The organism is Leifsonia sp. NPDC077715 (genome assembly GCF_040686855.1).
GTDB lineage: Bacteria > Actinomycetota > Actinomycetes > Actinomycetales > Microbacteriaceae > Leifsonia.
In genome coordinates, this window is sequence record NZ_JBFBOG010000002.1 from 487459 (window position 1) to 513952 (window position 26494).

Sequence of the window (26494 nt, forward strand, 5' to 3'; positions counted from 1 at the left end):
AGCCCCTCCATGCACGACGGCTACGGCGCCGTTCTTGCCCTGCGCGCAGCAGGCACCTCCCTCGTCCTCGACACCGGGGGACGCGTGCCGCGCGTCCTGCACTGGGGGGCCGACCTCGGTCCCCTCGACGACGCGGAGGCGGCCGCCCTGCGGGAGACCGGGGGACCGGCGGTGCTCAACAATTCGCCCGACATCCCGCGCACCTTCAGCCTGTGGCCGACCGAGTTCGAGGGATGGGCCGGCACTCCGGCCCAGGAGGGTCACGCCGCAGGAACGGCCACCACGCCGCGACCGCGGACCGAGGCGGTGCGCTACCGCGACGACGGCGACGCGGGCGGGGCGATCGAGATCGACCTGGCCGACGAGATCACCGGCCTGCGGTCCACCATGACCCTGGAGCTCGACCGGTTCGGCGTGCTCTCCGTCGACATCGCGATGGTCCGGGATGCGACCCTCGCCCGCGACGGCGCCGCGCTCCCGTACACGCTCGACGCCCTCCGGGTGCTGTTGCCCGTTCCGGAGCGCGCGGTCGACGTGCTCGACTTCACCGGGAAGTGGTGCCGCGAGCGGGCTCCGCAGCGCGGCCCGCTGTTCTTCGGCAGCCATGTGCGCCGCGCGCACCGCGGGAAGCCGGGGCACGACGCGCCCTTCCTGGTGGTCGCAGGCACGGAAGACCTCAGCTTCGGGCGCGGCGAGGCGTGGGCCACCCACCTGGCCTGGAGCGGCGACGCCGAGTACGTGGTCGAGCGCCTGACCGAGGGCGCGGGTGCGTTCTCGGCGACGCTGGGCGCCGGCGAAGGTCTGCGCCCGGGGGAGATCGCGCTGGAAGCGGGGGACCGCTACGTTGCGCCCACCGCGCTGTTCGTCTGGTCCGGGGCGGGTCTCGACGGCATCGCCGACCGGCTGCACCGGCGCCTGCGGGCGCGTCCGTCGCATCCGCGCAGCCCGCGTCCGCTCACCCTCAACTCGTGGGAGGCGGTCTACTTCGACCACGACCTGGAGCGCCTGACGTCGCTGGTCGAGCGGGCGGCGCGCGTCGGCGTCGAGCGGTTCGTGCTCGACGACGGCTGGTTCCACGACCGCCGCGACGCGAACGCGGGACTGGGCGACTGGGTCGTCGACCGCACGGTGTGGCCGGACGGCCTCGGGCCGCTGGTCGACCGGGTGCGCGCGGCGGGGATGCAGTTCGGCATCTGGTTCGAACCCGAGATGGTGAACCTCGACTCCGACCTCGCGCGTGCGCATCCCGAGTGGGTGCTCGGCCCGCGCGAGCTGGGTGCCGCCGCACGCGACCAGTACGTGCTCGACCTCACTCGGCCCGAGGCCTACGAGCACGTGCTCGGGCAGATCAGCGCCATCGTCGACGAGTACGCGGTCGACTACATCAAGTGGGACCACAACCGCGACCTGTCGGAGGCGGTGAGCGGCTACGCAGGTCTCGACCGCCCGGCGGTGCACGAGCAGACGCTTGCGCTCTACCGGATGCTGGACACGCTCCGCGTGCGTCACCCGCACCTCGAGATCGAGACGTGCTCGGGCGGGGGCGGACGGGTGGACCTCGGGATCCTGCAGCGGACCGACCGCGTCTGGGCCTCCGACTGCAATGACCCCGTCGAGCGCCTGCAGATCGAGCGCTGGACCCGGATGCTCCTGCCGCCGGAGCTCATCGGCTCGCACCTCGGCGCCGAACGCTCGCACACCACCTCCCGGCGGACCGACCTCTCCTTCCGGCTCATCGTGGCGCTCACCGCGCACGCCGGCATCGAGTGGGACCTCCAGGAGGCGGACGAGGACGAACTCGAGGCGATCGCCCGCTGGTCCGCGGTCTACCGCGAACTGCGCGACCTCATCCACACGGGCCGGGTCGTGAACGCCGACCTGGCGGACGACACCACCGGGCTGACCGGGATCGTGGCGCAGGACGGCGCGCGCGCCCTGTTCAGCTGGGTGCGGCTCGCCACGTCCGCTCCCGGGCAGTCCGGCCGGGTCCGCTTCCCCGGGCTCGACGCCTCGGCCCGCTACACGGTCCGCATCCGCGACGAATTCGGCGATGCCAGCCGGCACCAGAGCGCCGACCCCTCCTGGATCACCGCCGCCCTCACCCCGGAAGGCGTCGCGCTGCCCGGCTCGGTGCTCGCCGTGGCCGGCGTCCCCCTGCCCACCCTCAACCCGCAGCAGGGCATGCTGTTCGACCTGGTCCGCGACTGACCCGGCCGACGCGTCCCCGCCGCCCACAGACGGCCCACCGCATCACCGCCTGACGCTCCGAGCAACGGGCTCTTCAGAGAGGAAGAACGCATGACCCGCTTGACACGCGCGCGCCGCGGCCTGCACGCCGCGGCCGTGACGGTCGCGGCGCTGGGACTGGTGGCGGCCGCCGCGCTGCCCGCCGGCGCATCGCCGGCGCCGACCGACCCGCCGACCGCGACTCCGACCCCGACCGCGACGGCGACCGCGACTGCATCCGCGACCGCCACGCCGACGCCGACGGCTACTCCCACCTCGACCGCGACAGCGTCCTCGAAGGCGACAGCGTCGCCGAAGGCCGACGTCCCCACGCCCATCCCGGCCCCGTCCTCGACCGGCGACGCCTGGGCCCAGAAGCCCTACATGGGCTGGAGCAGCTACAGCATGCAGGTCTACTCCGGCAACGGGAAGTGGATCACCGCCGATCAGCTCATCGCCCAGTCGGACGCCATGCACGCCAAGCTGCAGAAGGCCGGCTACGACCACATCAACGTGGACGCGGGCTGGAGTGACGGCGTCGACGGCAACGGGCGCCCCGTCCCCAGTGCGACCCTCTACCCGCAGGGGCTGCAGAAGGTCATCGACCACGTGCACGCCAACGGCCAGAAGTTCGGCGTCTACCTGATCCCGGGCATCGGACCGGACGTCTACAACAAGGCGTACCCGATCGCGAACGCGCCCGGCTGCACCACGCACGACATCGTGAAGCAGCCGCTCCAGCAGGCCGACTACTGGAAGATCGGCTACCGCATCGACTTCTCCAACCCGTGCGCGCAGAAGTACGTCGACTCCATCGCCGACCAGCTCGCCGCGTGGGGCGTGAACTTCGTCAAGTTCGACAGCGTCACTCCCGGTTCGGGCATCAGCGACGGATCCGTGGATGCGCGCGACGACGTCGCCGCGTGGTCCTCCGCTCTCAAGAAGCACCAGATCTGGTTCGAGATCTCGTGGGCGCTCGACATCAATTACGCCGACTACTGGAAGCAGTACGCCAACGGCTGGCGCGTGGAGTGGGACGTCGAGTGCTACTGCGGCAGCGAGGCCCTGACCCAGTGGGAGAACATCAACCGCCTGTTCCCGCGGGCGGCCGACTGGTGGCGCCACGCCGGTCCCGGCGGCTGGAACGACTTCGACTCGCTCGACGTCGGCAACGGCAAAATGGACGGCCTGACGCCGGATGAGCGCCGCACGGCCACCACCCTGTGGGCGATCTCCGCCGCGCCGATGTACACCGGTAACGACCTGACGAACCTCGACCAGTTCGGCGTCGACCTGCTGACCAATCCCGAGGTCGTCGCGGTCGATCAGGCCGGCGTGCCCGCTCGTCCGGTCTCCACGACCTCGAAGCAGCAGGTCTGGTACGCCCTGAACGCCGACGGCAGCTACACGGTCGCGCTGTTCAACCTGGGCCGGTCCGAGGCGGATGTGACCGCGAAGTGGTCGGACATCGGGCTGAAGGGCGCGGCGACGGTCCGCGACCTGTGGGCGCGCAAGAACCTGGGAAGCGCCGCGAAGGGCTTCACGGCCACGGATGTGCCGATCCACGGCGTCCGCCTGCTCAAGGTCACCCCGGGCAAGGGCTCGGCGCTCACGGTGAACGACGACGCGCTCGGCATGAAGTACGGCGGCGACTGGACGCGCAACGGCGGCGCGGAGGTCGCAGCGACCTCGCAGCCGCTGACCGTCAACGTCACCGACACCGGCACCCCCGCGCCGTCCACCTCCACCGGTCCGACCCGGACCACGAGCGTGAACGACACCGACCCGGCCATCGTGTACTCCGGTCAGTGGGGGTACAGCAACGGGCGGAACTTCGGCGACTACCAGGACGACGTGCACTACGCCGAGCATCCCGGCAGCGACTCGTTCTCGTACACGTTCACCGGCACCGGGATCTCGTACCTGACCGAGCTCGACTCGTCGGAGGGCGACGCGGACGTCTACATCGACGGCCAGTTCGTGAAGACGGTCAGCGCCAACATCCCGACCGCCTCGCACACCGCGCAGCAGACCGTGTTCTCGACGAACGACCTGCCCAACGGACAGCACACCCTCCGGGTCGTGATGAAGTCGGGCCAGTTCATGCTGATCGACCGGCTCGATGTGATCCAGCAGAACCTGATCGATCCGTCCTCGGTGTCCTACGACACCAAGGCGCCGGCCACGGCGAGTTTCGGCGTGCTGCGCGACCCGGACGAGTTCACGGGCATCACGGCGAACGGCAAGGCGCTCGCGAAGGGCACCGACTACACGGTGTCCGGGTCCACGGTCACGCTGACGACGGCGTACCTGGCGACGCTGCCCGTCGGGGCGACCACGCTGAACGTCGGCTTCCGCGGCGACTACCTGGACGACGTCCACTCCACGAAGACCGCCGGCGCCTCGGTGTCGTACGCCTTCACGGGGACCGGCGTCGACTGGCTGGGCGCGACCGCGCCGGACCAGGGGGTCGTGGACGTGTACCTCGACGGCAAGCTGGTGAAGCGCGTCGACACGCACAGCGACACTCGCCGCACCCAGCAGACGCTGTTCAGCGCCACCGGGCTGCGGGACGGCAAGCACACCTTCATGGCCGTGAAGGAGTCGGGCGATGTGATGCGGACGGACGCCGTCCGCTACACGGTCCGCTGATCGCCACGGGTGGGCCGGGGCACCGCGTCCCGGCCCACCCGAACGCGGAAGAATGACCTGACGAACCGACTGGAGGACACCGCATGAGCCGCCCCGAGTTCCCCGCCCTGCTCGGTCTCGAGCCGTTGCCGACTCCGGACGACTACGACGCGTTCTGGGGAGAGGCGCTGGACGAGGCTCGGCGTCATCCCCTCGACCTCCGGCTGGACCCGGTCGACACCGGGCTCGCGGCGATCGACGTATTCGACGTCTCCTTCGCCGGGGCCGACGGACGCCCCGTCCGCGGCTGGCTACGCCTGCCGCACCACCGGTCGGGGACGGTTCCCGCGATCGTCCACGCGAACGGCTACGGCGCGGGCCGGCTGTCGCCGATAGACGACCTGACCTGGCCGGCGGCCGGCTTCGCCCAGCTCGTCGTCGACACGCACCGGCAGGGAGGTGGCAGCACCGGCCACCTGCTGGAGGGCATCCTCGCTCCGCGGACGTCGTACTACCGGGGCGTGTTCGTGGACGCGGCGCGGGCCGTCGACGCGCTGCGGTCGCTGGACGACGTGGATGCCTCGCGCGTCGCCGCGATCGGCAACAGCCAGGGCGGCGGGATCGCCCTCGGCGTCGGCGCGCTGATCCCGGACCTCGTCGCAGTCCTCGCCCAGGCGCCGTTCCTCACGGCGGCGCCGGTCGGTCTCCGGTTCGCGGCACAGGGTCCGTGGCTGGAGCTGCGCGCCTACCTCAGCGAGCATCCCGACCGCGCCGACGCCGTCGCCCGCACGCTCGCGTACGTCGACGGCGTCACCTCGGGCCGCCATGCCTCAGCACCCGGGTGGATCAGCGACGGGCTGGACGACGACATCTGCCCGCCCGAGACGGCGCGTGCCGCGGCGGAGGCCTACGCGGCGCCGGTGGTCTTCCGCGAATGGCCGGGCGCCGGGCACGAGGCGGGCGGGACGGGCGACCGGCAGGCCGCACTCACCGTTCTCCATGAGCGGTTCGCCTTGACGCCCACCCGCGGGTAGGAGAAGCTGAGGTAAGCCTTACCTGAGTCAGGAGACCCGCATGGCCGAGCCCATCCCCTTCTCGCAGGCACTGAGGGAGCGCACGCGCGGCGTCCACCAGGAGAGCGAGGGCGCGGTCTTCATGCAGGACCTCATGTCCGGTGACGGATCGCGCGACGACTACATCGCCCTGCTGTCGCAGCACTACTTCATCTACGAGGCGCTGGAGGAGGCGGCCGACCGCATGGGCGGCGACCCGGTGGCCTCGCTGTTCATCACGCCGGCGCTGACCCGCCTGCCGGCGATCGAGGCCGACCTGGAGTTCCTGATCGGGGACGACTGGCGCGAGCGGATCGCCCCGCTCCCGTCCACCGTCCGCTACACCGCGCGCATCCGCGAGGTCGGGACCACCTGGCCCGGCGGGTTCGTGGCCCACCACTACACGCGCTACCTCGGCGACCTGTCCGGCGGCCAGATCATCCGCACGCTGCTGCAGCGCGCGTACGGGTTCGACACGAACGGGGTGGGCTTCTACCTCTTCGCGGAGATCGCGAAGCCGAAGCTGTTCAAGGACACCTACCGCTCCCAGCTCGACGCCGTCGACTGGACGGAGGAGGAGCGCGACCGCGTCATCGACGAGGTCGGGCTGGCGTTCCGGTTCAACACGGAGCTGTTCGACGACCTCGCGGTCGCGAAGGCCGCAGCCTGACGCGTTGCGCCGGGCGTCTTACGCGGTCTGCGCCAGCTCTTCGTAGTAGGTGACGTGGCAGCCGTCGCCGCTGCACTCGATGCAGAGGGTGATCTCCTCGAGGTGCTGCGTCGGGTCGGCCCCCGTGCCGTCGCACCGTTCGCAAATCTCCAACGTTCTCATGCCCACGATTGTGCGCCGAGCCACCGACATCGGCCGCAGGCGCGCCGGGGTGTCGCGAGCGCACAGCATCCACTCGGCCGTTCTGCCCAGAGCAGAACCGCCGGAACCCGCAGGCGCGGAATCGCTCCCTTCGACATAGGCTTGCCGCATGCTTCTGCGGCACGCGATCGGCTCGGTGCTCCGCCGGATCAGGACGGAGCGGGGGACGACGCTGCGCGAGCTCTCGGAGCACTCGCGGGTGTCGGTGCCCTACCTCTCGGAGATCGAGCGCGGCCGCAAGGAGGCGTCGTCCGAGATCCTGGCGGCGCTGTGCCGCGTGCTGGGCGTCACGGAGGGGGAGCTGCTGACCCGCGTCGCCGCCGAGTTCGCGGGCGGCCAGGTGCTCAGCCTGGTGCCCGGGCACGAGGACGACGTCGCCGCGCGCACGACCGTCGAACTGCAGCCCGCGGTCGCGGTCGCCGCCGGGGCGAAGCCCGGGGTGGTGGCGCTCGCCGCCTGACCGGCAAGCCGTGCGGAGGCTGGGCGCCCGCTGATTTCGTGTGCGGGCGCGCGTACGGCTATTCTTGTCTGGCGCCTTCGGTCACGAGAACACTGGTGGTCGGGAGCGCCTCGGCGAGTTACCCAAGCGGCCAAAGGGATCTGACTGTAAATCAGCTGTCTACGACTTCGGGGGTTCGAATCCCTCACTCGCCACCACAAGCCCCCGGTTCGAGCCGGGGGCTTCTTCGTGACTGCGGTGCTGCGTAACGACGGCGGCGGGGCGCGCAGCCGCAGACGTTCCGAGCGACCGCAGACGCCGCGACCGTGACAGGCTTGACCCATGACCTCCCCCGTCGAACTGCTCGAGATCGCCGCCACCGTCGCCCGCCGGGCCGCCGCCTTCGCGTTGCAGCGGCGGCAGGACGGGGTGGAGATCGCCGCGTCCAAGTCGTCGCTCAGCGACATCGTCACGCGCGCCGATCGTGAGACCGAGCAGCTGATCCGGGATGCGCTGGCCGCGGCCCGCCCGCTCGACGGGTTCCTGGGGGAGGAGTCGGGCGACAGCACCAGCCGCAGCGGGCTGACCTGGGTCGTCGACCCCATCGACGGGACCGTCAACTACTTCTACGGCATCCCCGCGTGGGCGGTGAGCATCGCGGTGGTCGAGGGAGAGCCGGACCCCGGCACCTGGCGGACGCTCGCCGGCGCGGTCGTCAACCCGGTGCTGAAGGAGACGTACACAGCGGCGCGCGGTGGCGGCGCACGGCTGAACGGCGCGCCCATCCACGTCAACGAGGGTGTCGATCTCCCGCTCGCGCTGGTCGGAACGGGCTTCGGGTACGACGCCGAGGTCCGCCGGCGGCAGGCGTCGTTCGTGCAGGAGCTCATCGGGGAGGTACGGGACATCCGCCGGATCGGCGCCGCGTCCCTCGATCTCTGCTCGGTCGCGGCCGGGCGGCTGGACGCGTACTTCGAGCGAGGACTCAACCCCTGGGATCACGCCGCAGGCGCACTGATCGCCGAGGAGGCCGGCGCGCGCGTGGCCGGAATCGGCGGAGGCCCGGCGGGCCGCCGCCTGCTGGTGGCGGCCGCGCCGGGCCTCTTCGAGGAGCTGCACCCCCGTGCCGAGCGGTTCTACGCCGGCTGGGAGTGAGGACGGCTCAGACGAGCCAGACCGCGGTGTCCTGCGGGAGCATCCCGTCGGACAGCTCGCCGCTCGCGAGGACGATCTCTCCCGACGGGATCGCGACCGGCGACGTGCCGAAGTTGACCACCACGGTGACCGGTCCGGTGCGGAAGGCGAGCGTGTCGCCGCCGAGGTCGATCCACTCCGGAGCGCCGAACGCCAGGTCGTAGCGGCGGCGCAGCGCCAGCGCGTCCTGGTACATGGTCAGGGTGGACCCTGCGACTCCCTCCTGCGGTGTCCGCGTGTACTCGGCCCAGACCGCGGGCTGCGGCAGCCAGCTCGCCGGAGAGGGGCCGAAGCCGTACGACGCCTCGTCGCCCTCCCACGGGATCGGGACGCGGCAGCCGTCGCGGCCGTAGCGCTCGCCGTTGGTGCGGAACCAGGTCGGGTCCTGACGGGCCTCGTCGGGCAGGTCGATCGCCTCGGGGAGGCCCAGCTCCTCGCCCTGGTACAGGTACGCGGAGCCGGGCAGTGCGAGCATGAGCGCCGTCGCCGCGCGGGCGCGGCGGAGCGCGAACGCCGGGTCGGGCAGGCCCTTCGACTTCGGCCCGATGCCGTGGCCCTGCAGGTTCTCGCCCTGCAGCGCCAGACGGGTCGCGTGGCGCACGACGTCGTGGTTCGAGAGCACCCAGGTGCTCGGGGCGCCGACGCTGCTGAACGCCGCGATCGAGCGGTCGATGACGCTGTGCAGGGCGTCCGCATCCCACGGGGTCTCGAGGTACGCGAAGTTGAACGTCTGCTGCATCTCGTCGGGGCGCACCCAGCGGGCCAGCTTCTCCAGCGGCTCCACCCAGGCCTCACCGCACAGGACGCGGTCGCCCTCGTACTCGTCGAGGACCTTGTGCCAGTCGCGGTAGATCTCGTGCACACCGTCCTGCGCGAAGTACGGAGGCGTCGGCGGGTCGAGCTCGGCGTGCGCGTGGATCTCCGGCTCGAGCGGGATGCCGCCCGTCTCGAGGGTCGGCGTGGTGCCGCCCATGCTGCCCATGCCCTCCGGCGGCGTGTAGTCGGGGAGGCCGGCCTCCTTGACCATGCCGTGCGCGACATCCACGCGGAAGCCGTCGACACCGCGGTCGAGCCAGAAGCGAAGGACGCCGCGGAACTGCTCCCACACCCACGGGTTCTCCCAGTCGAAGTCGGGCTGAGACTTGTCGAACAGGTGGAGGTACCACTGGCCGGCGGTCCCGTCGGGCTCGGTCACCCGTGTCCACGCCCGGCCGCCGAAGATCGACTCCCAGTTGTTCGGCGGGAGCTCGCCGTTCTCACCCTTTCCATCGCGGAAGATGTACCGCGCGCGCTCGGGGCTCCCGGGGGCGGCGGCCAGCGCCTCCTGGAACCACACGTGGTCGCTCGAGGAGTGGTTGGGGACTATGTCGATGATGACCCGCAGGCCCAGGCTGTGCGCCTCGGCGAGCATGGCATCGAAATCGGCGAGGGTGCCGAAGCGCGGGTCGACGTCGCGGTAGTCGGCCACGTCGTAGCCGGCGTCGTGCTGGGGCGAGCGGTAGAAGGGGGACAGCCAGACGGCGTCCACTCCCAGGTCGCGGAGGGCGCCGAGCCGGCTGGTGATGCCGGGGAGGTCGCCCATCCCGTCGCCGTCGGAGTCGGCGAAGGAGCGGGGATAGACCTGGTAGATCACGGCGGAGCGCCACCACTCGCGGCCCGGGGCCGAAGGGATGAGCGCGTTGTCGGGGTTCGTTGCTGCGGAGATGGTGGTCACCTCGTGTTCGTGTGGATGGGGCGGGGGGTCAGGGGTGGACGGCGGTGCTCGACCGCACGATCAGGTCGGCGGGCGCGACATGGCTCACCGGGTCGGGACGGCCGGCGGCGCCGCCCCTGCGCGAGGCGTCGAGCGCGGCGAGCAGGATCTCGGCCGCTCGCTCGCCCTGGGCGACGGGATGCTGCGCCACGGTGCTCAACCCGAAGAACTCCGCCAGCGGGTGGTCGTCGATGCCGATGACCGACACGTCGCGCGGGACGCTCAGCCCGAGGTCCCGGGCGGCGAGGATGGCGCCGATCGCCATCTCGTCGGACGCCGCGAAGATCGCGGTCGGACGCTCGTGCGGCGTGCCGAGCAGCTGCTTCGCGGCCTCATAGCCGCCCGGCAGCGTGAAGTCGGCGGCGCGGTGCAGGCGCTCGTCCACGGGGATCCCAGCCTCGGTGAGCGCCTGCTCGTAGCCCAGGCGGCGGCTGGTCGGGATGTGGAAGTCGAGGTCGAACTCGTGGGACGCGCCGATGTGCGCGATGTGACGGTGGCCCAGCGAGATGAGGTGGTCGGTCGCGAGGTGGGCGACCGCGACGTCGTCGATCCGGAGGGTGCTGACGCCGGGCAGCGGACCGCCGACGCCGACAAGCGGCTTGCCGAGGGCGAGCAGGCGGGACACCTCCTGCTCGGCGAGCTCGAGGGAGACGGCGAACACCGCATCCACCCGATTGCGCAGCAGGTGGTGTTCGAAGACGCGCTGCCGCTCGTCGCCGTCGCCGCTCAGGTTGTAGAGGGTGAGGTCGTACCCGCGACGGAGGAGGACGCGCTCGGCGCCCTCGATGACCGAGGTGAAGAACCAGCGGCTGAGGTGCGGGACGACGGCGCCGATGTTGCGCGTACGGCCGGAGGCGAGGCTGGAGGCGTTCGAGGAGACGACGTAGCCGAGGTCGGACGCAGCCTGCACGACGCGGGCGCGGGTGGTCTGCGAGACCGGCCCGTTGCCGCTGAGCGCGCGCGAGACGGTGGCGGTGGAGACGCCCGCGAGGCGGGCGACATCGTCGATGCCGGGCATCCCACCTCCTGAGCGCGTGCTGGTCGCGGTGCGGTGGAAGCGCTTCCGTCCGCCGGTGCAGGCATGTGACCGTGCACACGGCGAGTATAGCGAGGAAAGTGGAAGCGTTTGCACTACCCCCGTCCGGGGTTGCCGGACGTCAGCCCCAGTGGTCAGGCCGTTCCAGCGTATCGGGGAGCCGGGTGCGGACGTCGCCGGTGGCGGCGTTGACCTGCGGCTGGGTCAGGTAGATCGCCTCGCTCAGATCGGCGCCGTCGAGGCGCGCATCGCGGAGGTCGGCGCCGATCAGCTCGGCGCGGGCGAGGTCGGCGTCGCGCAGGTCGGCGGCGATGAGGAGCGCGCCGCGCAGCTCGGCGCCGCGGAGGTCGGCGTTGCGGAGGTCGGCGCCCAACAGGTCGGCGCCGGGGCGGATGCGGGAGCGCGCGACCCGGGTCGGACCCTTTCCGATCGGGCCGGCCTCGCGGGCGAGGCGCGCGGCGTCGCGGAGGAGGAGCGCCGCGGGCTCGCGGAGGTCGTCGATGTCCGCTTCCCGGATGACGTCGGGGGATGCGTCGGCGAGCGCGCGAACCTCCGAGCGGATGCGGCGGAGCGCCGGGTGCAGGGTCGCGGCGGACGCGAGCGCGAGGGCGTCCTCCAGATACCAGAGCAGTTCGTGGAGCTGGCGCATGATCGGGAACACCGCGAACATGTCGGCGCGCACGTCGGCGTCGTGCCAGGTGGCGCCGTCGAACGTGCCCTGGGTGGTGTGCTGCCCGGCGCCGAAGCAGTCGAACACGGTGCAGCCCTTGAAGCCGCGGTCGCGGAGCTCGGGGTGGATGCGGCAGCGGTAGCCGTCGTCCAGGTTGACGCACGGGTCGCCTGCCGCCTTGTCGAACGCGAAGTCGGCCGACCGGGCGAACGCGAGCGCGACACAGCAGAGGCCGACGCAGCGGGAGCAGTCCGCGCGGAGGTCGGTGCGGGCGTCGTCGGTGGTGCGCATTCGTCCACAGTACGGGCAGCCCGCGACCTTTCCACATCTTCAGGCCCGACCGGAATAGCGCCGGGACGCCCGCGTTAGCGTGGGAGAACAGACGGAAATAAGGAGACAGACGCATGACCGCACCTCGCCGCACCATCGGTTCCTCCGACCTGGAGGTCTTCCCGCTGTCGCTCGGAGGCAATGTCTTCGGCTGGACGGCCGACAAGCAGACCTCGTTCGACGTCCTCGACGGCTACGCCGCCGCCGGCGGCAACTTCATCGACACGGCGGACGGCTACTCGGCGTGGGTCCCGGGGAACACCGGCGGCGACTCCGAGCGCATCCTCGGCGAGTGGTTCGACGCGCGCGGCAACCGCGACCAGATCGTCCTCGCGACCAAGGTGAGCCAGCATCCCGACTTCAAGGGCCTCGCGGCCGACACCATCCGCCGCGCCGCCGACGCCTCACTCGAGCGACTGCAGTCGGAGTACATCGACCTCTACTACGCGCACTTCGACGACGAGTCGGTCCCGCTGGAGGAGACCGTCGCCGCGCTGTCCGGCCTGGTCGACGCGGGCAAGGTGCGCTATATCGGCATCTCGAACTACGCGCCGGAGCGCATCGAGGAGTGGTTCCGCATCACCGAGCGCGAGGGCCTGCACCGCGCCGTCGCTCTGCAGCCGCACTACAACCTGGTGGAGCGCGCCTACGAGACCGCGTACCGTCCGATCGCCGAGCGCGAGGGCCTGGGCGTCATGCCGTACTTCGCGCTCGCGGCGGGCTTCCTGACGGGCAAGTACCGCGACGGTGTGACCGTCGACAGCGCCCGCGCCGGCGGAGCCGCGAAGTACCTCGACGAGACCGGCCGCTCCGTGCTCGCCGCACTCGACGAGGTCGCGGCCGCCCATAACGCTTCGGTGGCCTCCGTCGCCCTCGCCTGGCTCGCCGCGCAGCCGACCATCACGGCACCGATCGCCAGTGCGCGCACCACGGACCAGCTGCCCGACCTGCTGGCGTCCGTCTCGCTGCAGCTGACCGCCGACGAGCTGGCCGCCCTCGACGGCGCCTCGGAGCAGGCCAAGGCCGCCTGAGCCGGTGGTTCGGAGCAGGCTGTCGCAGATGGTATCCTCGTACGGTTGCCGAAAAGCGACGGCCTCTCCGGCCGGCCTCGGCTGCGCCCCCTTAGCTCATTGGTAGAGCACTTCCTTGGTAAGGAAGAGGTAGTGGGTCCGATTCCCACAGGGGGCTCCGTCTCCCCGCCGCGCGACGCACGACGGAGGGATGCCACGGCGGGGTAGCTCAGGTGGTTAGAGCACACGGCTCATAATCGTGGTGTCGCGGGTTCGAGTCCCGCCCTCGCTACAAAACCCCCGGAATCTCAATGGTTCCGGGGGCTTTCTCGTTTCTGCGGCAGGCGGTGCCCCGCATAAACCCCGCACATTCAATTGGCTCCCACGACCTTGTTGAGCGCTGCTGCGGCCCGTGCGCCGCCGGTGTTCTTGGCCATGTAGACGTCCTGGGTCAGAGAGGGATTCTCATGCCCGAGGTACTCCGCGATCTCGCGTGCCGTCATCCCAGCCTGGTCTAGGGCGGTTGCGACGGTCTTCCGGAAGCTGTGACTGGTGACCTCAGGAAAGCCGAGCCGTTCCCGGGCGTCGCGCCAGTCGCGGGAAGTGTTGCGAGGGTCGCGGATCTTGCCCCGGATCGTCGGGAAGATCAGGTCATGCGCGTTGGCCACCTTGAACTCGGACTTGCGACGACGCAGCAGCTCGACGAGGGAGTCAGCGATCGCGATGGTCCGAGTGCCAGCCGCGGTCTTGGCATGGTTCTGGATGATCACCCCTTTGCCGTGCGCTCGGACTACGTTTGCCCTGATCGTCAGTAGGCGTGCATCTAGATCAACGGCATCCCAGGAGACGGCCAGTACTTCGCCGAGCCGACAGCCGGTGCTGGCTAGGAAGAAGATCACATCGACTTGGTCGAGTTGACGGAGGCGTTCGTCGTTCTTGACCGCGTTGAGAAGCGCCGGCAGCTCGTCCACCGTGATCGCTGCGGCACCGTTACGCGCACGCTTGATGTGGCCGATCTCGCGCACCGGATTTGTGCGCACCAGGTCGGAGCGCGCGGCAAGACCCATCATTCCGGACAGGACCGCCCGGCATGCTTTGGCGGCCCCTGGGCCGTTCGTGGAACTCACGCTCGTGATGAAACGGTCGAGTCGTTCGGTGGTGGCTTCCGAGACGGCGAGCGAGCCGATCCGCGGGCGGATCAGGTGTTCGATCGTCTGGCGGTACGTGTCCACCGTGCGGGGAGCACGATCTACTTTGCTTTGCAGGAAGGCGTCCGCGAGCGCAGAAAGAGTGGTCTCTCGATTAAGGCCCTTGCCGGTGCTGGGCTCGACGGCGGTGAGGGCGCGCTGAAGTGAGTTGCGCGCCTTTGCCTTGGTGGGGCCGAATCGCTCGATCTGCCGAAGGACACCATCGTCGAAGCGGTATCGCGTCCGGGCGCGCCACTTCCCCTCGTCGATCTGGGCCACCGAGACGTTGCCGTAGCTTCCGATCGGCGTTCTCGGGCGAACCATGTTGCCTTCCTCCATTTGCTGGATGCGCCGGCGGAGCTCGGGTGCTGGCTGTGCCCGGAGGCTGAGCGCCTAAACTCCCGCCGGTTCGCTAGCGATTCCAATAAGCCCGGCGCTCTCAAGCAGGCCGCTCACTCGGGCCGCCTCCCGGGTAACACGGTCGATCCGGTCGTCGATCTCGGCGGTCGACGCCGAGAGTTCCGGGTCGCCGGACGTCAGGTGGACGTCGCGGACGATGCGGAGTCGGTCAACTTCCCGGCGCAGGGTTCCGAGTTCCCGCAAGGACGCCAGGATGTCGATGTCGAACCGTTCGACGGCCAGGCCGGGGACGTAAGAACTTGCGGGTGTCGCTGAGAGCCAGCAGTCGAACTCGGCGGCTGTCATGCCGTCGAAGTCGTCGCTCAGGTTGGGCAGGTCCAGTTCGTTGTTGGGTCGCCCGATCGGCGCGAGGAGCATAGTCGGCGGAACGCCGAGCGCCCGCGCGATGTTCAGCAGCTGGCTGACGCTGATGTCAGCCTTTCGCCCGGACTCGATGTTCTCCAGAATCGCGGCCGTCACGTTGCCGCCAGGGATCGCCTCGGCCAGGTCCCGTGTGGTGCGGAAGCCTCGCTGTCGCCGGGCGACTTTGATGCGAGCGCCAACGCTGGTTTCCGATCGAAAGTCCGTCATTTCGACAGACTAACCCCGTTGGTCTTGTCAAAGCAACAGACGGGCGCTATTGTCACCGTGACAAGCAACTGATCCAGCAGTTGTCGAATCGGAGGTGATCGAAATGACGGGGGAATTCATACAGCCCGCGGAGGTGACGGAACTGACCGGCCTCTCCATCGCGGCGCTCGCCCAGCTGCGCCATCGCGGACAGGGGCCACGGTTCTACAAGCCGACACCGCGGACGGTGCTGTACAAGCGCGAGGAGGTGATCGCATGGCTGGAAGCGAGCGCGCAGACCGCGACGACGACATACGCGTAGGGCAGTCGGCGCCGACGCCGGCTGGCGTCATCCAGGACTTCGTCGACGGCTATCTCGTGCCGGTCGATCCCATGGATGCCCTGCAGTGCGAAAGCTGTCAGTAGAACCCGCCGTCCACCCCGGCGTGGCACGCCGGGCCAACCCCCGAATGGGGGTAGCGTCCGGCACCAAATGGAGCGGCCGATCCTTACCCTCTTCACCGCGACGGACGACTCACGGACCGAGTCCGGGCGGCGGTGACGCATCGTGGCTGAGACTCCCGAACCGCAGAGTCGCCCTGGCCACTCCACCACTCGAACCGGGCACGCCGCCCACCTGAATCCCCGGCGTGATCCCGGCTCACCGTCCTCACTCACTCTGTGCTGGCGCGCGCCCATGCGCGCCGGCGCACCGCACTAACGGGTCCTCAGGCCCGAACCCGATCCTTCACACAAGCCACCTCCGTACAAGGAAGGTAGTGATCTCGTGGCTGAAGGAACCCAACTCCGCACCCGTGCGGATGCTCGACTGACCGAGCTGCTCCGCGAAGTCGACACACTGCTGCCGTATGTCCGTTTCCAGCTGCGCGGTTGGCCGAACGAAGTTGACGCAGTGCTACAGCTGGCGCGCGAGACGGTCTGGCACCGAAGCTCTCGGTACGACCCGGAACGCGGCTCACCGCACGCGTTCGTGTTCGGCATCACCCGCCATATCGTGCTCCGGGAGGTCGCGCGGAAGCACGTGGCGATGGACGATGTGCCGGACGACGTCGAGTCCAATACGGACGTCGACCCGTTGGATGCGCTGATTCGTCGGTTCGACGCACACCGGTGGATGGTGCTGGTCGCCGACTTCGTGGGTCCATCGGACTGGCAGGTCATCAGCGACCTCAGCCTTGCCAACGGCGACGTCGACCGTGTGGCAGACACCCATCAGATGTCCAAACGCGGCCTGCGCTCGGTGCATGACCGGGTGTGCCAGACCGCCCGAACCGTGCTCGCCGCCCTCGCGGCCGCAGACGCCGGACTACCCGTTACGGGGTCGGTGATCGTGTCCTGCGTTCCTGAGATCGGTGGCTTCCGGGAGGTCGCAGAGATGATCGGCGACGACGCAAATACCATCGCCGAGACGTTGCACATCCACCCTGGCTCAGCGCGGGCACGAATCGCGACCGCGAAGCGGTTGCTGATGATTGCACGGGTCGTGCTCGAGCAGGAGGCCGCGGCGTGATCAGCGCTGGCGCAGCGGCCGCTCAGGCAGTGAGGCATCCGAAGGCGATCCGGAACCTCCTGATCATGATCGTCATCATCGTCCTCGTCGTCCCGGTCGCCCTCGTCGTGGTACCGGTCACCCTGGTGCTCGCGATGGGAGCCAACGGGTTCAGCGGCGCCGGAGGAGCGTGCGGCGGTTCTGCTCCCGCCCTGGAGGCAGGCCAGGCGGTCGATGGTTACGGGCCCGAGCAGTTGAAGATCGCTGCGACGATCATCACCGTCGGGCAGCAGATGGGTGTTCCCCCGCACGGGCTGACGTTGGCGCTGATGGTCGCGATTGGCGAGTCCGGACTCCGCAATCTTGACCACGGTGATGCGGTGGACAACACCACGATCGGTGTTTTCCAGCAGGGCCCTAGCTACGGGACCCGGGCGCAGCGGATGGACCCGACGACAGCGGCCGCCGCGTTCTACACGCGGATGCTGCACGTCCCTGACTGGCAGACCACTGCCCCCACGCTTGTCGCGCACGCGGTGCAGATCAACGCAGACCCGAACCACTACACCCCGTTCTGGACGCCCGCCGAACGGGTCCTCACCGCCCTCACCGGGGCCAGTCCCACCGCATGTCAGGTCCCTGCAGACGCTCGTGCAGCGGCAGCGGTCCTGGCTGCGGCGATCCAAGCGAACAAGCTCAACTTCCTCGAGACGCGCTATCGGCAGCAGGTTCTCAACATGGCAGACGGCACAGCCACATCCGACTGCATTATCGACGCGCACATCCTCCAACTGATCGTCGTGGCCGTCCAAGCGTTCCAGCAGGTCGGTATCAGCGACCTGAACCGCAGGTGCACCGGGTCGACGCCCGGAGCCGGCACCGCGTCCGCGCACTGGAAGGGCAAGGCAGTCGACTTCTACGCGATCAATCGGCAGTCGCTGACCGGAGCGGACGCCCTCTCGCTCCAGCTGATCCACACCCTGGACCCCTACGCCCCGCACGACTCGTCGATCGGTCAAAGCGACTGCCGAGCTCGCGCCCACGTTGTCCTGGGCGTGCTGTTGAACATCACCAACGCCTTCCCCGACACCTGCAACCACCAACACATCCAGGTGCCCTGAGTCCAAGATGCGCGCCAAAAACCGTCCCGAACCGGAAGTTCTAAGTGAAGAGCGCACACGAAACCGAGGTGAAGTGAAATGACCAAGAAGCTGATCGCGATCGCGGCGCTCCTCTCATGCCTAGCCCTGACCAGCTGCGCCACGACAGCCCCAGCCAAAAACCCGTCATTCACCACCATCGCGCCGACAAAGCCAACCCCAACCCCGGCTGAAGCTGCGACGCCGGCGGCAGACGGCATCGTCGATACGGTCTACGTACAGGTCTTTCCAGGGGAGACGTTCAAGGCCAAGCACGGCTGCCGCTGCACGCTCCCAGATGCGACGCAGGAACTCTTTCCCGCTGGCACAGCGGTCATCTTCATGAAGTTCACCATGACCGGCGAGTGGAAGCCCTCGCAAGGCAACCAGACCTCTCAGGACGTCACCGGCACCACCCTCAAGGGGACCCAGTTCGATGGTCGACCGGAGCCCACGGTCTTGGACACCGCCGACGGGCCCAGCGTCGCCAAGACCAACGGGCTTGCCTGGCTGCCGAGCGGGCTCTTCCGCGGCCAGTCCACCTGGACCCTCCCGAACGACAAAGAACGCTCCTTCGCCGCGGCCTGGTATCTGCCAGCAGGAGTCGATTGCCTCCTGCTCACCATGGACGTCCCCTCCGAGGGACAACCGCTGAGACTGACCGTCCCGCTGCCTGCCTCAGCAACCAACGCCGCAAACGCAGGCGGTGAGTGACCTCATGAACCTCCTGCTCACACTCCTCGGCGTCCTGGGACTCGTCGCAGTCACCTTGCTCGGCATCGTCGGATCCGGGCTCCTGACCGCGAAGCGGATGGCCGAGACGAACGAACCCGAATCGAGAAAAGAACCCACTGGAAGGAAAACCACATCATGAACGCCCTCAACGAAGCACTCGTGATCGTGCACTCCCGCACGCTCTCCGTGCTGACCGTGAATAGCCCGTCGCCGGACTTCTCCGGTCCCGGCGTCGGCGCCCTCCAATCCATCGCGAACGTCGTGTTCGCCATCGTCCTTACCCTCGGGGTGATCGGCGGTCTGATCGCCGCGGGATTCATCGTCGTCGGACACATCTCCAGCAACGGACGCGTGCAGAAGATGGGCATCGTCGGCGTTGTCAGCTGCGTCGCAGGTGTCGCCGTTGCCGCCGGAATCGCCGGACTGATCAACTGGGGCCAGTCCCTTCACGTGGCCTGATCACCATGCAGGTACTCGCTGCTCCGCCGGACCCGTTCTCACCGGCCTACGGCTGCTTCATCTCCGACTTCGGCTGCCAGGCCTCCCAAACCCTCGCCCAATTCATGGGATCCACCATCCGCAACCTCGGCGACTTCATCGCCACCATGATCGCCGGCTCCTTCAACACCAACATCGACCAGGGCAGTTGGGAGATCGCACACTCCCAATTCCTGTTCTGGGTCGCCGTCACCGCCCCGGTCATCCTCATCGTCGCCCTCATCCAGATCGGCATCGCGATGATCCTGCAGGACTGGGCACGCATCGGCCGCACCGCCGCCGGCGCCGCCCTGGCCATCCCGTTCGCCGCCATCTGCGTCTGGGGCATGCAAAAAGCTTCTGGCGTCACCGACGCCGTCACCAGCAGCCTCACCTCAACGGTCCAAGGCGGAAGCCTGAGCCAAGGCCTGCTGCGCGTCGTCGGCATCCTCGACATCACGAAGCAAGCGCCCAACGCGGTAATGCACAACTCCCAATTCACCCAAGGAGGCGTCGTCTTCACCATCGCCGCTCAGGGCGCGCAAGGACCCGGTGCCGTCGGGGAATACGTGCTCGCTCTGCTCGTGGTCGGGCTGATGATGATCGCCTCGCTCTTCTTGTTCATCGCCATGGCCATCCGCGAGTTCGGGCTCCTCGCCCTCGCAGCGATGGCCCCCGTCGGACTGATGATGATCGGCCAACCCAAGCTCACCGCCTGGGCACAGCGTTGGATGAACCTCACCATCGGACTGCTCATCGCCAAACCCCTCGCTGCCGGCGTCGTCCTCCTCGCCGTCGAACTCACCAAATCCAGCCTCAGCATCGGAGTCATCCTCGTCGCCGCCAGCGCCGTGATCGCCGCCTCGTTCTCCCCGCTCTGGGCCACCAAGCTCGTATCCTTTGCGGGCGCGGAGGTAGGCACCGCTCTACATCACCGCTTCTCCGTGCGCGACCAGTTCTCGCGTGCCAACACCGCCGCCGCACCTGTTCGCTCCGCGGCGCGCGTCATCAAGGTTGGGAGATAACTCATGACCACCTTCACCGCGGACCAGATCATCACCGACGAGGGCGCACCCCGCGTCCGCTTCGCCGCCCGCGAGCGCCGCGGCATTTTCCTCGGCCTTACCTTCCTCCAGCTTGTCGTCATCGGCGGCGCCGTCGCCGCTCTGCTTGCAACGCTGTTTATCAACCCGAACGCGTTCTGGGTAATGCTTCCGCTGATCTCGTTGATCGTGTTCTTCGCACTCGCCACGTACCGGCGCGAGCCGGTGCTGGTGATTGCCGCCCAGGCCGCCCGATACGTGTACCGCAGCATCGCCGGTCAAACAGTGTTCCGCCGAGACGTCTGGTTACGAGTCGCCACCGCGTCCCTGAACCTCGGCCAGGCACAGGCCGCCGCGATCACTCCGACCGTGACCTCGAAGTTCCTGCTCCCAGGCGCATTGGGTGATGTACAGGTCGTTCAAATCCCAGGCGCTGGCGCGTTCATTTACAACGCTCACGGCCGCCTCGCTTCCATCACTGTGCGGGTCGGATCCCGTGCGTGGGCGCTCCGTGACAAAGGCACACAGGAAGCGGCCTACGACGGTTTCGTCGAATGGCTCAGCTCACTGGAGAACCTGCCGGGAGTGCGAGAGACCACCATTCGCATTCGAGTGGACCGAGCCTCCTCCAACGAGCTCCGCGACTACCTCATCGCCCGAGAAGGGGAACACGCCCCACAGGTGAGCCCCGAACTTCGACAGCAGTACTGGGACCTGACCCAGGCCGCCTCAAAGCGGTCGATGGGATTCACCAACTACGTCACCCTCACTTTCGACACTGGTGCCCTCAACGGGGCGATCCGCGACGCAGGCAAAGGACTCACCGGACTTGCCGCCGTGCTCAAGGAGCGCGTGGCCGGCATCGAAACCTCGATGGAGCACGCCCGCCTCACCCCCGCCGGGTGGCTGACCTCCGACGATCTCGACAAGCTGCTCGCGCTCTCCGCAGACCCCGTCGCGGCAGCGACCCGGCGCGAGCAGGACGCCACGCTCGAGCCGCAGACCGCACCTCCCGTGATGGGCATCGACGAGGGCTGGGACGCGATGCGCGTCGATGAATCCTGGCACCAGACCTTCTGGGTCGCCGAATGGCCCCGCACGGACGTCCGCACCGGGTTCCTCGAACCCCTCCTCTACGCCGGAGACGCGACCCGGGTGATCACCCTTCAGATCCGGCCGGTGGCCACACACAAGGCGCTGGCCCAGTTGAACCGGGCCCAGTCCGACATGGAAACCGCCGCGACAATCCGTATGAAGCTGTCCTCCCGGGTCCCGCTAACCCACCTCCGCGAGGAGGAGGACCTCGCGGTCCGCGAGCACGACCTCGTCGACGGCTTCGGGGACGTGCAATACCGCGGGTTTGTCACCATCTCCGCCGAATCGAAAGACGCACTAGCGAAGGCGCGGACGGACATCGAGCAGGCTTCCCACCCAGCACGGCTCGTGCTGGCGTCCATGTCGGGGCAGCAAGCCGCCGGGTTTGTCACCGGCGCTCTGCCGGTGCCGCTGGAAGGGGAGTGACTCCGATGAAGCCGAACACGGTCATCGGCCGCATCCCCGCGAACGAGAAGCCAGGGGCCAACGACCGCCATCGCCGGAGCAGCGACGTGGACAAGAACTCGTCGTGGAAGATCCCGTCCGCGGAACTGCCGGCGTCGAAGATGCCGGCGTGGGGGTGGAAGCAGCCGCATAACCTGCGTGGCCCGCTGCGCGCCACCCCACCCGCACACCGCTGCAGCTCTAAGGTGCTCGGCGGCGCGTACCCATTCCTGGCCGAAACCGGCGACATCCTCACCGGCGCTTACATCGGCGAGAACCTGCTGTCTCGGGCGCCGTTCTGTTTCGACCCCTGGGACGCCTACTCCGCCGAAGCCGTCCGCTCGCACTCGGTGGCGATCCTCGGGGTAAAAGGCACCGGCAAGTCCATGCTCGCCAAGTCCTGGTCGTCCCGACTGGCGCGGCTCGGCAGGAAGATCGCGGTCCCGCACGACCCGAATGGAGAGTGGGTGCGCGTGGCTGCCTACGTTGGCGGCACCTTTATCTCCGTGGGCCCCGGCAAAGCCGCTCGCATCAATCTCCTGGATGAAGGACCGCGCGACGCTTCCTTCTCAGATGAGGACTGGAACCAGAACGTCCTCCAGTACCGGCGGTCGACCGTGAAGACGATCATCCGTCGGCTCCGCGAAGGCGGAAACCTGGAACCGGTCGAGCACACCGCCCTCGACGTCGCCCTCGACGCAGTTCGTGGGCAGTCGACGGTCACCATCACCCACGTCTACAACCGGCTGGTCGATCCCAACGAAGCTCTACCGGTCGAGGTCGCGGACGCAGGTCACCGGCTCGCGCATTCACTGCGCCGGATGGTGTCCGGTGACCTCACCGGATTCTTCGACGGACCGTCCACTGTGCGCTTCGACGCCGATGCCCCGATGATGGTCGTCGACACCTCCGCATTGAAGGGTGCATCCCCGGAAGCGCAGGCATTGGCCCGGTTGGCGACGGCGAACTGGATCCGCCGGGCCAGCCTCGGCGCGAACCGGCAGGCCCGCGTCATCATCCACGAAGAGGCCGCCGTCGAACTCCTCAACGACGTCTCCGGCGGCGACGGCCTCGCCGACCGCGTCGAAGACGAGAAAGTCGCCCGCCACCTCGGCACCTCCAACTGGTACCTCCTCCACCGCGTCGCGGACCTCGATGCGCTCGGCGACCGCAACAGCGCCCTCCACTCCCGAGCGCTCGGTCTCCTCGCCGACTGCGAGACCCGCATCTCCTACGCCCAGCACTCCGGAGAGATCGCCCGGTCCCGGGAAATACTCGGCTGGAACGACACGCAAGCCGACCTCGTTAGAAAGCTCCACAAGGGCGAAGGGCTGTGGCAGATCGGGCAAGACCGGGTCGCGAAGGTCCGCAACATCTGCACCGACTACGAACTCGGCGTCTTCCGCACCGACACCATGGGCGGTGAGCGAGCATGAGAAACGACCACTCCCGCTGGACCCACCTCGCCCTCTACAGTCTCTTCGCGGTCGTCGTCGCCGGCGCTCTGACCACCAGTATCGCCATCGCCACCATCACCGTGACCTGCGGAGGTGGTGGTCAGCCTGAGAGCGTGTTCGCCGGCCTGCAGCTTGCGATGAGTGGTGACCCGGCTGGCTTCGCGCTGGAGCCGGGATGCACCGCACCGGTCACCTTGATCCGTGTGCTAGACATCATCGCCGTGCTCCTCCTTCTCGGCTCGGTCGGAGCGGCCGTGGTCTGGTGGCTTCGCTACCGCCAATCGGACCGGCACTTCATCCACGAGCTCCGGGGGCGCGACGGACTCGCCAAGCCCAGCGAAGTCCGCAAGCACACCTCCGCCCGCACCGCTCTGCGCCGCGCCAAAGTGTTGCGGCCGTCGCTGGCCAACCCGACGCCGTCGGCCGCAGGATGGAAGGTCGGCAGCGCCTATGGCCAGGACGTGTACGTGTCGATCGAGGACTCGATCGTGGTCGAGGGCGCGCCCCGGACGGGCAAGGGGTACCGGTTCATCATCAACGCCATCCTCGACTGGGACGGCCCGCTGATCACCACCTCCACCCGCAACGACAACCTCGCAGCCACCATGCGCGAACGCGCCCGGGTCGGCGACGTGACCGTGTTCGACCCCCAGGAGCTCACCGGGGTCCGCTCAGCACTGCGGATCTCACCCGTGACGGGGTGCGAGGACCCGCTCATCGCGGATCAGCGAGGGCAGGCAATCGTCGCCGGCACCGCCCTCGGCGTATCCAAGACCAACCAAGAATGGGCGCAGGTGTCCTCCTCCGTGCTCTCCCGGCTCCTGCACGCGGCAGCCGTTTCCGGGCGAGGCATTGACGCTCTCGCCCGCTGGGGATCCAACCCGCGGCTCGCTCTCGAGGCCGTGGGCGTGCTCGCCAACCAGGGCACGCCGGGCTGGTCTGAGGACCTGGATGCGATCATCAACGGTGACGAGAAGCTCCTGGCCAACTCCTGGTTCGGCGTCTTCGGCGCGCTCCGCCCGTTGTCTATCCCGGCGATTCGGAAGGCGATGACGCCCGGTCCGGGGGAGCAGTTCGACCTCGACGCTTTCCTCGCCGGGCCAAACAGCCTCTACCTCGTCGGCACCGGCGCCGGCGCAGGCTCCGTCGGAGGATTTCTCGGCGCGATCCTCGACGACATCGTCGAGACCGCCCGCCGCAAGGCTCTCGCCTCACCGGGCTCCCGGCTCGACCTACCGCTCGCGCTGATACTGGACGAGATCGCCAACATGTTCTCCTGGCCAGCGCTGCCGCGGATCATGGCCGATGGCGGCGGCATCGGCATCTCCACCGTCGTCGTCCTGCAGGCCCTCTCCCAGGCCGAGACCGCCTGGTCACGATCCGAGGCCGACACAATCTGGTCCGCCGCAACCGCGAAGCTCCTGCTCGGCGGGGCGTCCGACGTCGACCACCTCCGCGACATCGAGTCCCTCCTTGGGCTGCGTCGGATCCGGAACACCGGGCACTCGTACAACGACACCGGATCCTCCACGAACGTGCAGAACGAGAAGGTTCCGGTGATGACGATCGACGAGATCCGCCGCATGCCTGAAAGCGTCGGCCTCCTCGCCTACCGCAACCGTCGCGGTATTCTCCTCGACCTCCGCGGATGGACCGACCGCGACGACGCCCACCAGGTGAGCGCCGGGAAAAAGCTCACCGAGCTCGACCAGCAGGTCGTGTTCGCAGAGCAGTATCAAGCCGCGCTCGATCGCCGAGGATCGGCGGGAGAGGGAAGCTGATGTCCAACCGTCGCCGCCCCGCCCGAGACAACAGCTACCGCGCCACCTACCTGCACTCCGGAGCCTGGTTCGCTCGCCGCGACCGGTGGTTCACTGAAGAACAAGCCCGCAGCGGCGAGGCACGCTGCGCGCTCTGCCTCGGCGTCGGCGACACGCGTTCCCTCGAGCTGCACCACCTCGACTACCGCGGCGTCACCCAAACCCCGCACGGCTGGACCGCGCACGAGCAGCATCAGGACCTGATGGCGCTGCACCCGCGCTGCCACGAATACGTCCACCAGCTCATCGACCGCGACCGGGTGTTCTCCGGGTTCGTCTCCCGCCGCACCGCGTCGCTGCAAGCCGTCGCCCGGCTCCAGGCAAAGATTGCCCACTACATCGAAGCGTCACTGGAACAGCAGTGACCGACGACACCCCACTCGACGACCTCGTCGCCTCCCTCGCCGAGCGATGGGAAGACCAGTCTCCTCGGCAGAGTCCGGGCATGCTCGGCATCCGCGTCATCAACTGGCGCACCCTGGCCGACGCGGACGCTCCAGAGGTCTGGACCGACCTGCGCAGCTGGGTGATCTGGTTCACCCATCGCTACAACCTCGCCACGCGCAAGATTCCTCCCTGCTGGTTCAAACACGGCGCCCTCGTCGAAGAACTCTCTGCCCTCCACACCGCCTGGCTTGTCTCCTACGACAGCCTCGACGCCGGCTACGGACCCATCGGCTGGCACGAACGCCTCGCCGTCGCCATCCCACGCCTGGCGACTTGGTACAACGGCGAATGCCACAACGGCCACACCGAACTCCCACGAACGGGCGACGAGGCCGTCCCCACTGAATGGGCCGACTGGATCGACCAGGCCCACGCTGGCCCGTGAACGCGCTCCGCGTGCGCGCCATTTGAGTGCCTTTATAAAGCTCGAACCGGAAGTTCTAAGTGAAAGCGACCCGAGCAGCGGGCGCACATTGAAAGGAAGAGACCGATGAGCACACGAGTACCCATCAGCATCGAAGGCAACCTCGTCGCCGACCCCGACTACGGCGAATCCCAGAACGGCACGAAGTTCGCCAAGTTCACCGTCGCTGTCACCGACCGCAAGCAGGTCGATGGCAAATGGGTCGACGGCGACACTCAGTACCACCGCACCACCGTCTTCGGCCGCACCGCCGAGAACGTCCGCGCCAGCCTCGCCAAAGGCGACACCGTCATCGTCAACGGCAACCTCGAGTTCCGCCACTGGACCGACCAAGCAACCGGCGAGCCCCGAGCCGCCACCGAAGTCGTGGCCGATAGCGTCGGACCCTCCCTCCGCTACACCACTGCAGAAGTCTCCCGCCGCGCCCCAAAAGCTGACGGCCCGGGCGCGTCCGCGACCGGGCCCGTCTCGACTAGAGTGGCGCAGCAGACGGCATCGCTTGCTTGAGCACGAGCAAAGGGGCTGGCGAAGGCCA

26 protein-coding genes and 3 tRNA genes are annotated in these 26494 nt (G+C 68.7%); 23 read left to right on the top strand and 6 right to left on the bottom strand.

Annotated features, from left to right (window positions below; translation table 11 throughout):
* The first annotated feature begins 9 nt into the window (after positions 1–9).
* From AB0P25_RS09385 to AB0P25_RS09400, 4 genes are all read left to right on the top strand, one after another.
* Positions 10–2208: an alpha-galactosidase gene (locus tag AB0P25_RS09385; RefSeq protein WP_363806866.1), complete on the top strand. Its 2199-nt coding sequence runs from the start codon at positions 10–12 to the stop codon at positions 2206–2208.
* A gap of 90 nt (positions 2209–2298) precedes the next feature.
* Positions 2299–4878 carry a X2-like carbohydrate binding domain-containing protein gene (locus AB0P25_RS09390; RefSeq protein ID WP_363806868.1) on the top strand — a complete coding sequence of 860 codons (2580 nt, stop codon included), beginning with the start codon at positions 2299–2301 and terminating at the stop codon, positions 4876–4878.
* 83 nt (positions 4879–4961) lie between these two features.
* Positions 4962–5891, top strand: coding sequence for an acetylxylan esterase (locus AB0P25_RS09395; RefSeq protein ID WP_363806869.1), 930 nt, complete (start codon positions 4962–4964; stop codon positions 5889–5891).
* A gap of 40 nt (positions 5892–5931) precedes the next feature.
* Entirely contained in the window at positions 5932–6579 is a 648-nt protein-coding gene (locus AB0P25_RS09400) for a biliverdin-producing heme oxygenase (RefSeq protein ID WP_363806870.1), read from the top strand.
* 18 nt (positions 6580–6597) lie between these two features.
* Here the strand turns inward: AB0P25_RS09400 and AB0P25_RS09405 are convergent, their stop codons facing one another.
* Entirely contained in the window at positions 6598–6741 is a 144-nt protein-coding gene (locus AB0P25_RS09405; protein ID WP_363806872.1) for a hypothetical protein, read from the bottom strand.
* 148 nt (positions 6742–6889) lie between these two features.
* On the opposite strand from AB0P25_RS09405, the gene AB0P25_RS09410 reads away from it, so the two are divergent.
* The 3 genes from AB0P25_RS09410 (at position 6890) to AB0P25_RS09420 (ending at position 8374) form a co-directional block, all read left to right on the top strand.
* A complete protein-coding gene (locus tag AB0P25_RS09410) occupies positions 6890–7240 on the top strand; it encodes a helix-turn-helix transcriptional regulator (protein ID WP_363806873.1) in 351 nt (116 codons plus the stop codon).
* A gap of 112 nt (positions 7241–7352) precedes the next feature.
* Positions 7353–7437, top strand: a tRNA-Tyr gene (locus tag AB0P25_RS09415).
* 124 nt (positions 7438–7561) lie between these two features.
* Positions 7562–8374, top strand: coding sequence for an inositol monophosphatase family protein (locus AB0P25_RS09420; protein WP_363806874.1), 813 nt, complete (start codon positions 7562–7564; stop codon positions 8372–8374).
* Positions 8375–8381: 7 nt separating this feature from the next.
* On the opposite strand, the gene AB0P25_RS09425 is transcribed toward AB0P25_RS09420, so the two are convergent.
* The 3 genes from AB0P25_RS09425 to AB0P25_RS09435 form a co-directional block, all read right to left on the bottom strand.
* A complete protein-coding gene (locus AB0P25_RS09425; RefSeq protein WP_363806877.1) occupies positions 8382–10127 on the bottom strand; it encodes a glycoside hydrolase family 13 protein in 1746 nt (581 codons plus the stop codon).
* 28 nt (positions 10128–10155) lie between these two features.
* Complete coding sequence (locus AB0P25_RS09430) at positions 10156–11184, bottom strand: LacI family DNA-binding transcriptional regulator (protein ID WP_363806878.1); 1029 nt, start codon at positions 11182–11184, stop codon at positions 10156–10158.
* A 139-nt stretch (positions 11185–11323) separates the two neighbouring features.
* Positions 11324–12163: a pentapeptide repeat-containing protein gene (locus AB0P25_RS09435; protein WP_363806880.1), complete on the bottom strand. Its 840-nt coding sequence runs from the start codon at positions 12161–12163 to the stop codon at positions 11324–11326.
* A 113-nt stretch (positions 12164–12276) separates the two neighbouring features.
* Between AB0P25_RS09435 and AB0P25_RS09440 the strand changes: the two genes are divergently transcribed.
* From AB0P25_RS09440 to AB0P25_RS09450, 3 genes are all read left to right on the top strand, one after another.
* Positions 12277–13233, top strand: a complete 957-nt coding sequence (locus tag AB0P25_RS09440; RefSeq protein ID WP_363806881.1) for an aldo/keto reductase — start codon at positions 12277–12279, stop codon at positions 13231–13233.
* Positions 13234–13318: 85 nt separating this feature from the next.
* Positions 13319–13390 (top strand) — tRNA-Thr (locus AB0P25_RS09445).
* A 40-nt stretch (positions 13391–13430) separates the two neighbouring features.
* A tRNA-Met gene (locus tag AB0P25_RS09450) sits at positions 13431–13504 on the top strand.
* 79 nt (positions 13505–13583) lie between these two features.
* Here the strand turns inward: AB0P25_RS09450 and AB0P25_RS09455 are convergent.
* A complete protein-coding gene (locus tag AB0P25_RS09455; RefSeq protein ID WP_363806882.1) occupies positions 13584–14738 on the bottom strand; it encodes a tyrosine-type recombinase/integrase in 1155 nt (384 codons plus the stop codon).
* Between the two features lie 54 nt (positions 14739–14792).
* The gene (locus AB0P25_RS09460; RefSeq protein WP_363806883.1) at positions 14793–15389 is read right to left on the bottom strand and encodes a helix-turn-helix transcriptional regulator; all 597 of its coding nucleotides are present in this window, start codon (positions 15387–15389) and stop codon (positions 14793–14795) included.
* 103 nt (positions 15390–15492) lie between these two features.
* Here AB0P25_RS09460 and AB0P25_RS09465 point away from each other — a divergent pair, with 103 nt between their 5' ends.
* From AB0P25_RS09465 to AB0P25_RS09525, 13 genes are all read left to right on the top strand, one after another.
* Positions 15493–15690 (top strand): hypothetical protein, encoded by a 198-nt coding sequence (locus tag AB0P25_RS09465; protein WP_363806884.1) that lies wholly within the window; start codon positions 15493–15495, stop codon positions 15688–15690.
* Between the two features lie 465 nt (positions 15691–16155).
* Positions 16156–16899: a hypothetical protein gene (locus tag AB0P25_RS09470; RefSeq protein ID WP_363806886.1), complete on the top strand. Its 744-nt coding sequence runs from the start codon at positions 16156–16158 to the stop codon at positions 16897–16899.
* A 65-nt stretch (positions 16900–16964) separates the two neighbouring features.
* The gene (locus tag AB0P25_RS09475; RefSeq protein ID WP_363806887.1) at positions 16965–17999 is read left to right on the top strand and encodes a hypothetical protein; all 1035 of its coding nucleotides are present in this window, start codon (positions 16965–16967) and stop codon (positions 17997–17999) included.
* A gap of 78 nt (positions 18000–18077) precedes the next feature.
* Entirely contained in the window at positions 18078–18731 is a 654-nt protein-coding gene (locus tag AB0P25_RS09480) for a hypothetical protein (protein ID WP_363806888.1), read from the top strand.
* A gap of 4 nt (positions 18732–18735) precedes the next feature.
* A complete protein-coding gene (locus tag AB0P25_RS09485; protein WP_363806890.1) occupies positions 18736–18891 on the top strand; it encodes a hypothetical protein in 156 nt (51 codons plus the stop codon).
* The gene (locus tag AB0P25_RS09490) at positions 18888–19211 is read left to right on the top strand and encodes a hypothetical protein (protein WP_363806891.1); all 324 of its coding nucleotides are present in this window, start codon (positions 18888–18890) and stop codon (positions 19209–19211) included. Before AB0P25_RS09485 ends, AB0P25_RS09490 begins: the two co-directional genes overlap by 4 nt.
* A 5-nt stretch (positions 19212–19216) precedes the next feature.
* Positions 19217–20254 carry a hypothetical protein gene (locus AB0P25_RS09495; protein ID WP_363806892.1) on the top strand — a complete coding sequence of 346 codons (1038 nt, stop codon included), beginning with the start codon at positions 19217–19219 and terminating at the stop codon, positions 20252–20254.
* A gap of 3 nt (positions 20255–20257) precedes the next feature.
* A complete protein-coding gene (locus AB0P25_RS09500; protein ID WP_363806893.1) occupies positions 20258–21793 on the top strand; it encodes an SCO6880 family protein in 1536 nt (511 codons plus the stop codon).
* A gap of 5 nt (positions 21794–21798) precedes the next feature.
* Positions 21799–23247 (top strand): hypothetical protein, encoded by a 1449-nt coding sequence (locus tag AB0P25_RS09505; RefSeq protein WP_363806894.1) that lies wholly within the window; start codon positions 21799–21801, stop codon positions 23245–23247.
* Positions 23244–25049 (top strand): TraM recognition domain-containing protein, encoded by a 1806-nt coding sequence (locus AB0P25_RS09510; protein WP_363806895.1) that lies wholly within the window; start codon positions 23244–23246, stop codon positions 25047–25049. Before AB0P25_RS09505 ends, AB0P25_RS09510 begins: the two co-directional genes overlap by 4 nt.
* Positions 25049–25453 carry a hypothetical protein gene (locus AB0P25_RS09515; protein ID WP_363806896.1) on the top strand — a complete coding sequence of 135 codons (405 nt, stop codon included), beginning with the start codon at positions 25049–25051 and terminating at the stop codon, positions 25451–25453. Before AB0P25_RS09510 ends, AB0P25_RS09515 begins: the two co-directional genes overlap by 1 nt.
* Positions 25450–25920: a hypothetical protein gene (locus tag AB0P25_RS09520; RefSeq protein ID WP_363806897.1), complete on the top strand. Its 471-nt coding sequence runs from the start codon at positions 25450–25452 to the stop codon at positions 25918–25920. The genes AB0P25_RS09515 and AB0P25_RS09520 overlap by 4 nt, the downstream gene beginning before the upstream one ends.
* A gap of 105 nt (positions 25921–26025) precedes the next feature.
* Positions 26026–26466 (top strand): single-stranded DNA-binding protein, encoded by a 441-nt coding sequence (locus AB0P25_RS09525; RefSeq protein WP_363806898.1) that lies wholly within the window; start codon positions 26026–26028, stop codon positions 26464–26466.
* Positions 26467–26494: the final 28 nt, after the last annotated feature.

Coding starts and splice junctions, on each gene's coding strand:
- AB0P25_RS09480 (WP_363806888.1), top strand. CDS start 18,078: ATGACCAAGAAGCTGATCGCGATCGCGGCGCTCCTCTCATGCCTAGCC.
- AB0P25_RS09490 (WP_363806891.1), top strand. CDS start 18,888: ATGAACGCCCTCAACGAAGCACTCGTGATCGTGCACTCCCGCACGCTC.
- AB0P25_RS09405 (WP_363806872.1), bottom strand. CDS start 6,741: ATGAGAACGTTGGAGATTTGCGAACGGTGCGACGGCACGGGGGCCGAC.
- AB0P25_RS09525 (WP_363806898.1), top strand. CDS start 26,026: ATGAGCACACGAGTACCCATCAGCATCGAAGGCAACCTCGTCGCCGAC.
- AB0P25_RS09515 (WP_363806896.1), top strand. CDS start 25,049: ATGTCCAACCGTCGCCGCCCCGCCCGAGACAACAGCTACCGCGCCACC.
- AB0P25_RS09420 (WP_363806874.1), top strand. CDS start 7,562: ATGACCTCCCCCGTCGAACTGCTCGAGATCGCCGCCACCGTCGCCCGC.
- AB0P25_RS09410 (WP_363806873.1), top strand. CDS start 6,890: ATGCTTCTGCGGCACGCGATCGGCTCGGTGCTCCGCCGGATCAGGACG.
- AB0P25_RS09500 (WP_363806893.1), top strand. CDS start 20,258: ATGACCACCTTCACCGCGGACCAGATCATCACCGACGAGGGCGCACCC.
- AB0P25_RS09485 (WP_363806890.1), top strand. CDS start 18,736: ATGAACCTCCTGCTCACACTCCTCGGCGTCCTGGGACTCGTCGCAGTC.
- AB0P25_RS09430 (WP_363806878.1), bottom strand. CDS start 11,184: ATGCCCGGCATCGACGATGTCGCCCGCCTCGCGGGCGTCTCCACCGCC.
- AB0P25_RS09395 (WP_363806869.1), top strand. CDS start 4,962: ATGAGCCGCCCCGAGTTCCCCGCCCTGCTCGGTCTCGAGCCGTTGCCG.
- AB0P25_RS09495 (WP_363806892.1), top strand. CDS start 19,217: ATGCAGGTACTCGCTGCTCCGCCGGACCCGTTCTCACCGGCCTACGGC.
- AB0P25_RS09390 (WP_363806868.1), top strand. CDS start 2,299: ATGACCCGCTTGACACGCGCGCGCCGCGGCCTGCACGCCGCGGCCGTG.
- AB0P25_RS09400 (WP_363806870.1), top strand. CDS start 5,932: ATGGCCGAGCCCATCCCCTTCTCGCAGGCACTGAGGGAGCGCACGCGC.
- AB0P25_RS09385 (WP_363806866.1), top strand. CDS start 10: ATGCACGACGGCTACGGCGCCGTTCTTGCCCTGCGCGCAGCAGGCACC.
- AB0P25_RS09440 (WP_363806881.1), top strand. CDS start 12,277: ATGACCGCACCTCGCCGCACCATCGGTTCCTCCGACCTGGAGGTCTTC.
- AB0P25_RS09475 (WP_363806887.1), top strand. CDS start 16,965: ATGATCGTCATCATCGTCCTCGTCGTCCCGGTCGCCCTCGTCGTGGTA.
- AB0P25_RS09505 (WP_363806894.1), top strand. CDS start 21,799: ATGAAGCCGAACACGGTCATCGGCCGCATCCCCGCGAACGAGAAGCCA.
- AB0P25_RS09465 (WP_363806884.1), top strand. CDS start 15,493: ATGACGGGGGAATTCATACAGCCCGCGGAGGTGACGGAACTGACCGGC.
- AB0P25_RS09460 (WP_363806883.1), bottom strand. CDS start 15,389: ATGACGGACTTTCGATCGGAAACCAGCGTTGGCGCTCGCATCAAAGTC.
- AB0P25_RS09455 (WP_363806882.1), bottom strand. CDS start 14,738: ATGGAGGAAGGCAACATGGTTCGCCCGAGAACGCCGATCGGAAGCTAC.
- AB0P25_RS09510 (WP_363806895.1), top strand. CDS start 23,244: ATGAGAAACGACCACTCCCGCTGGACCCACCTCGCCCTCTACAGTCTC.
- AB0P25_RS09435 (WP_363806880.1), bottom strand. CDS start 12,163: ATGCGCACCACCGACGACGCCCGCACCGACCTCCGCGCGGACTGCTCC.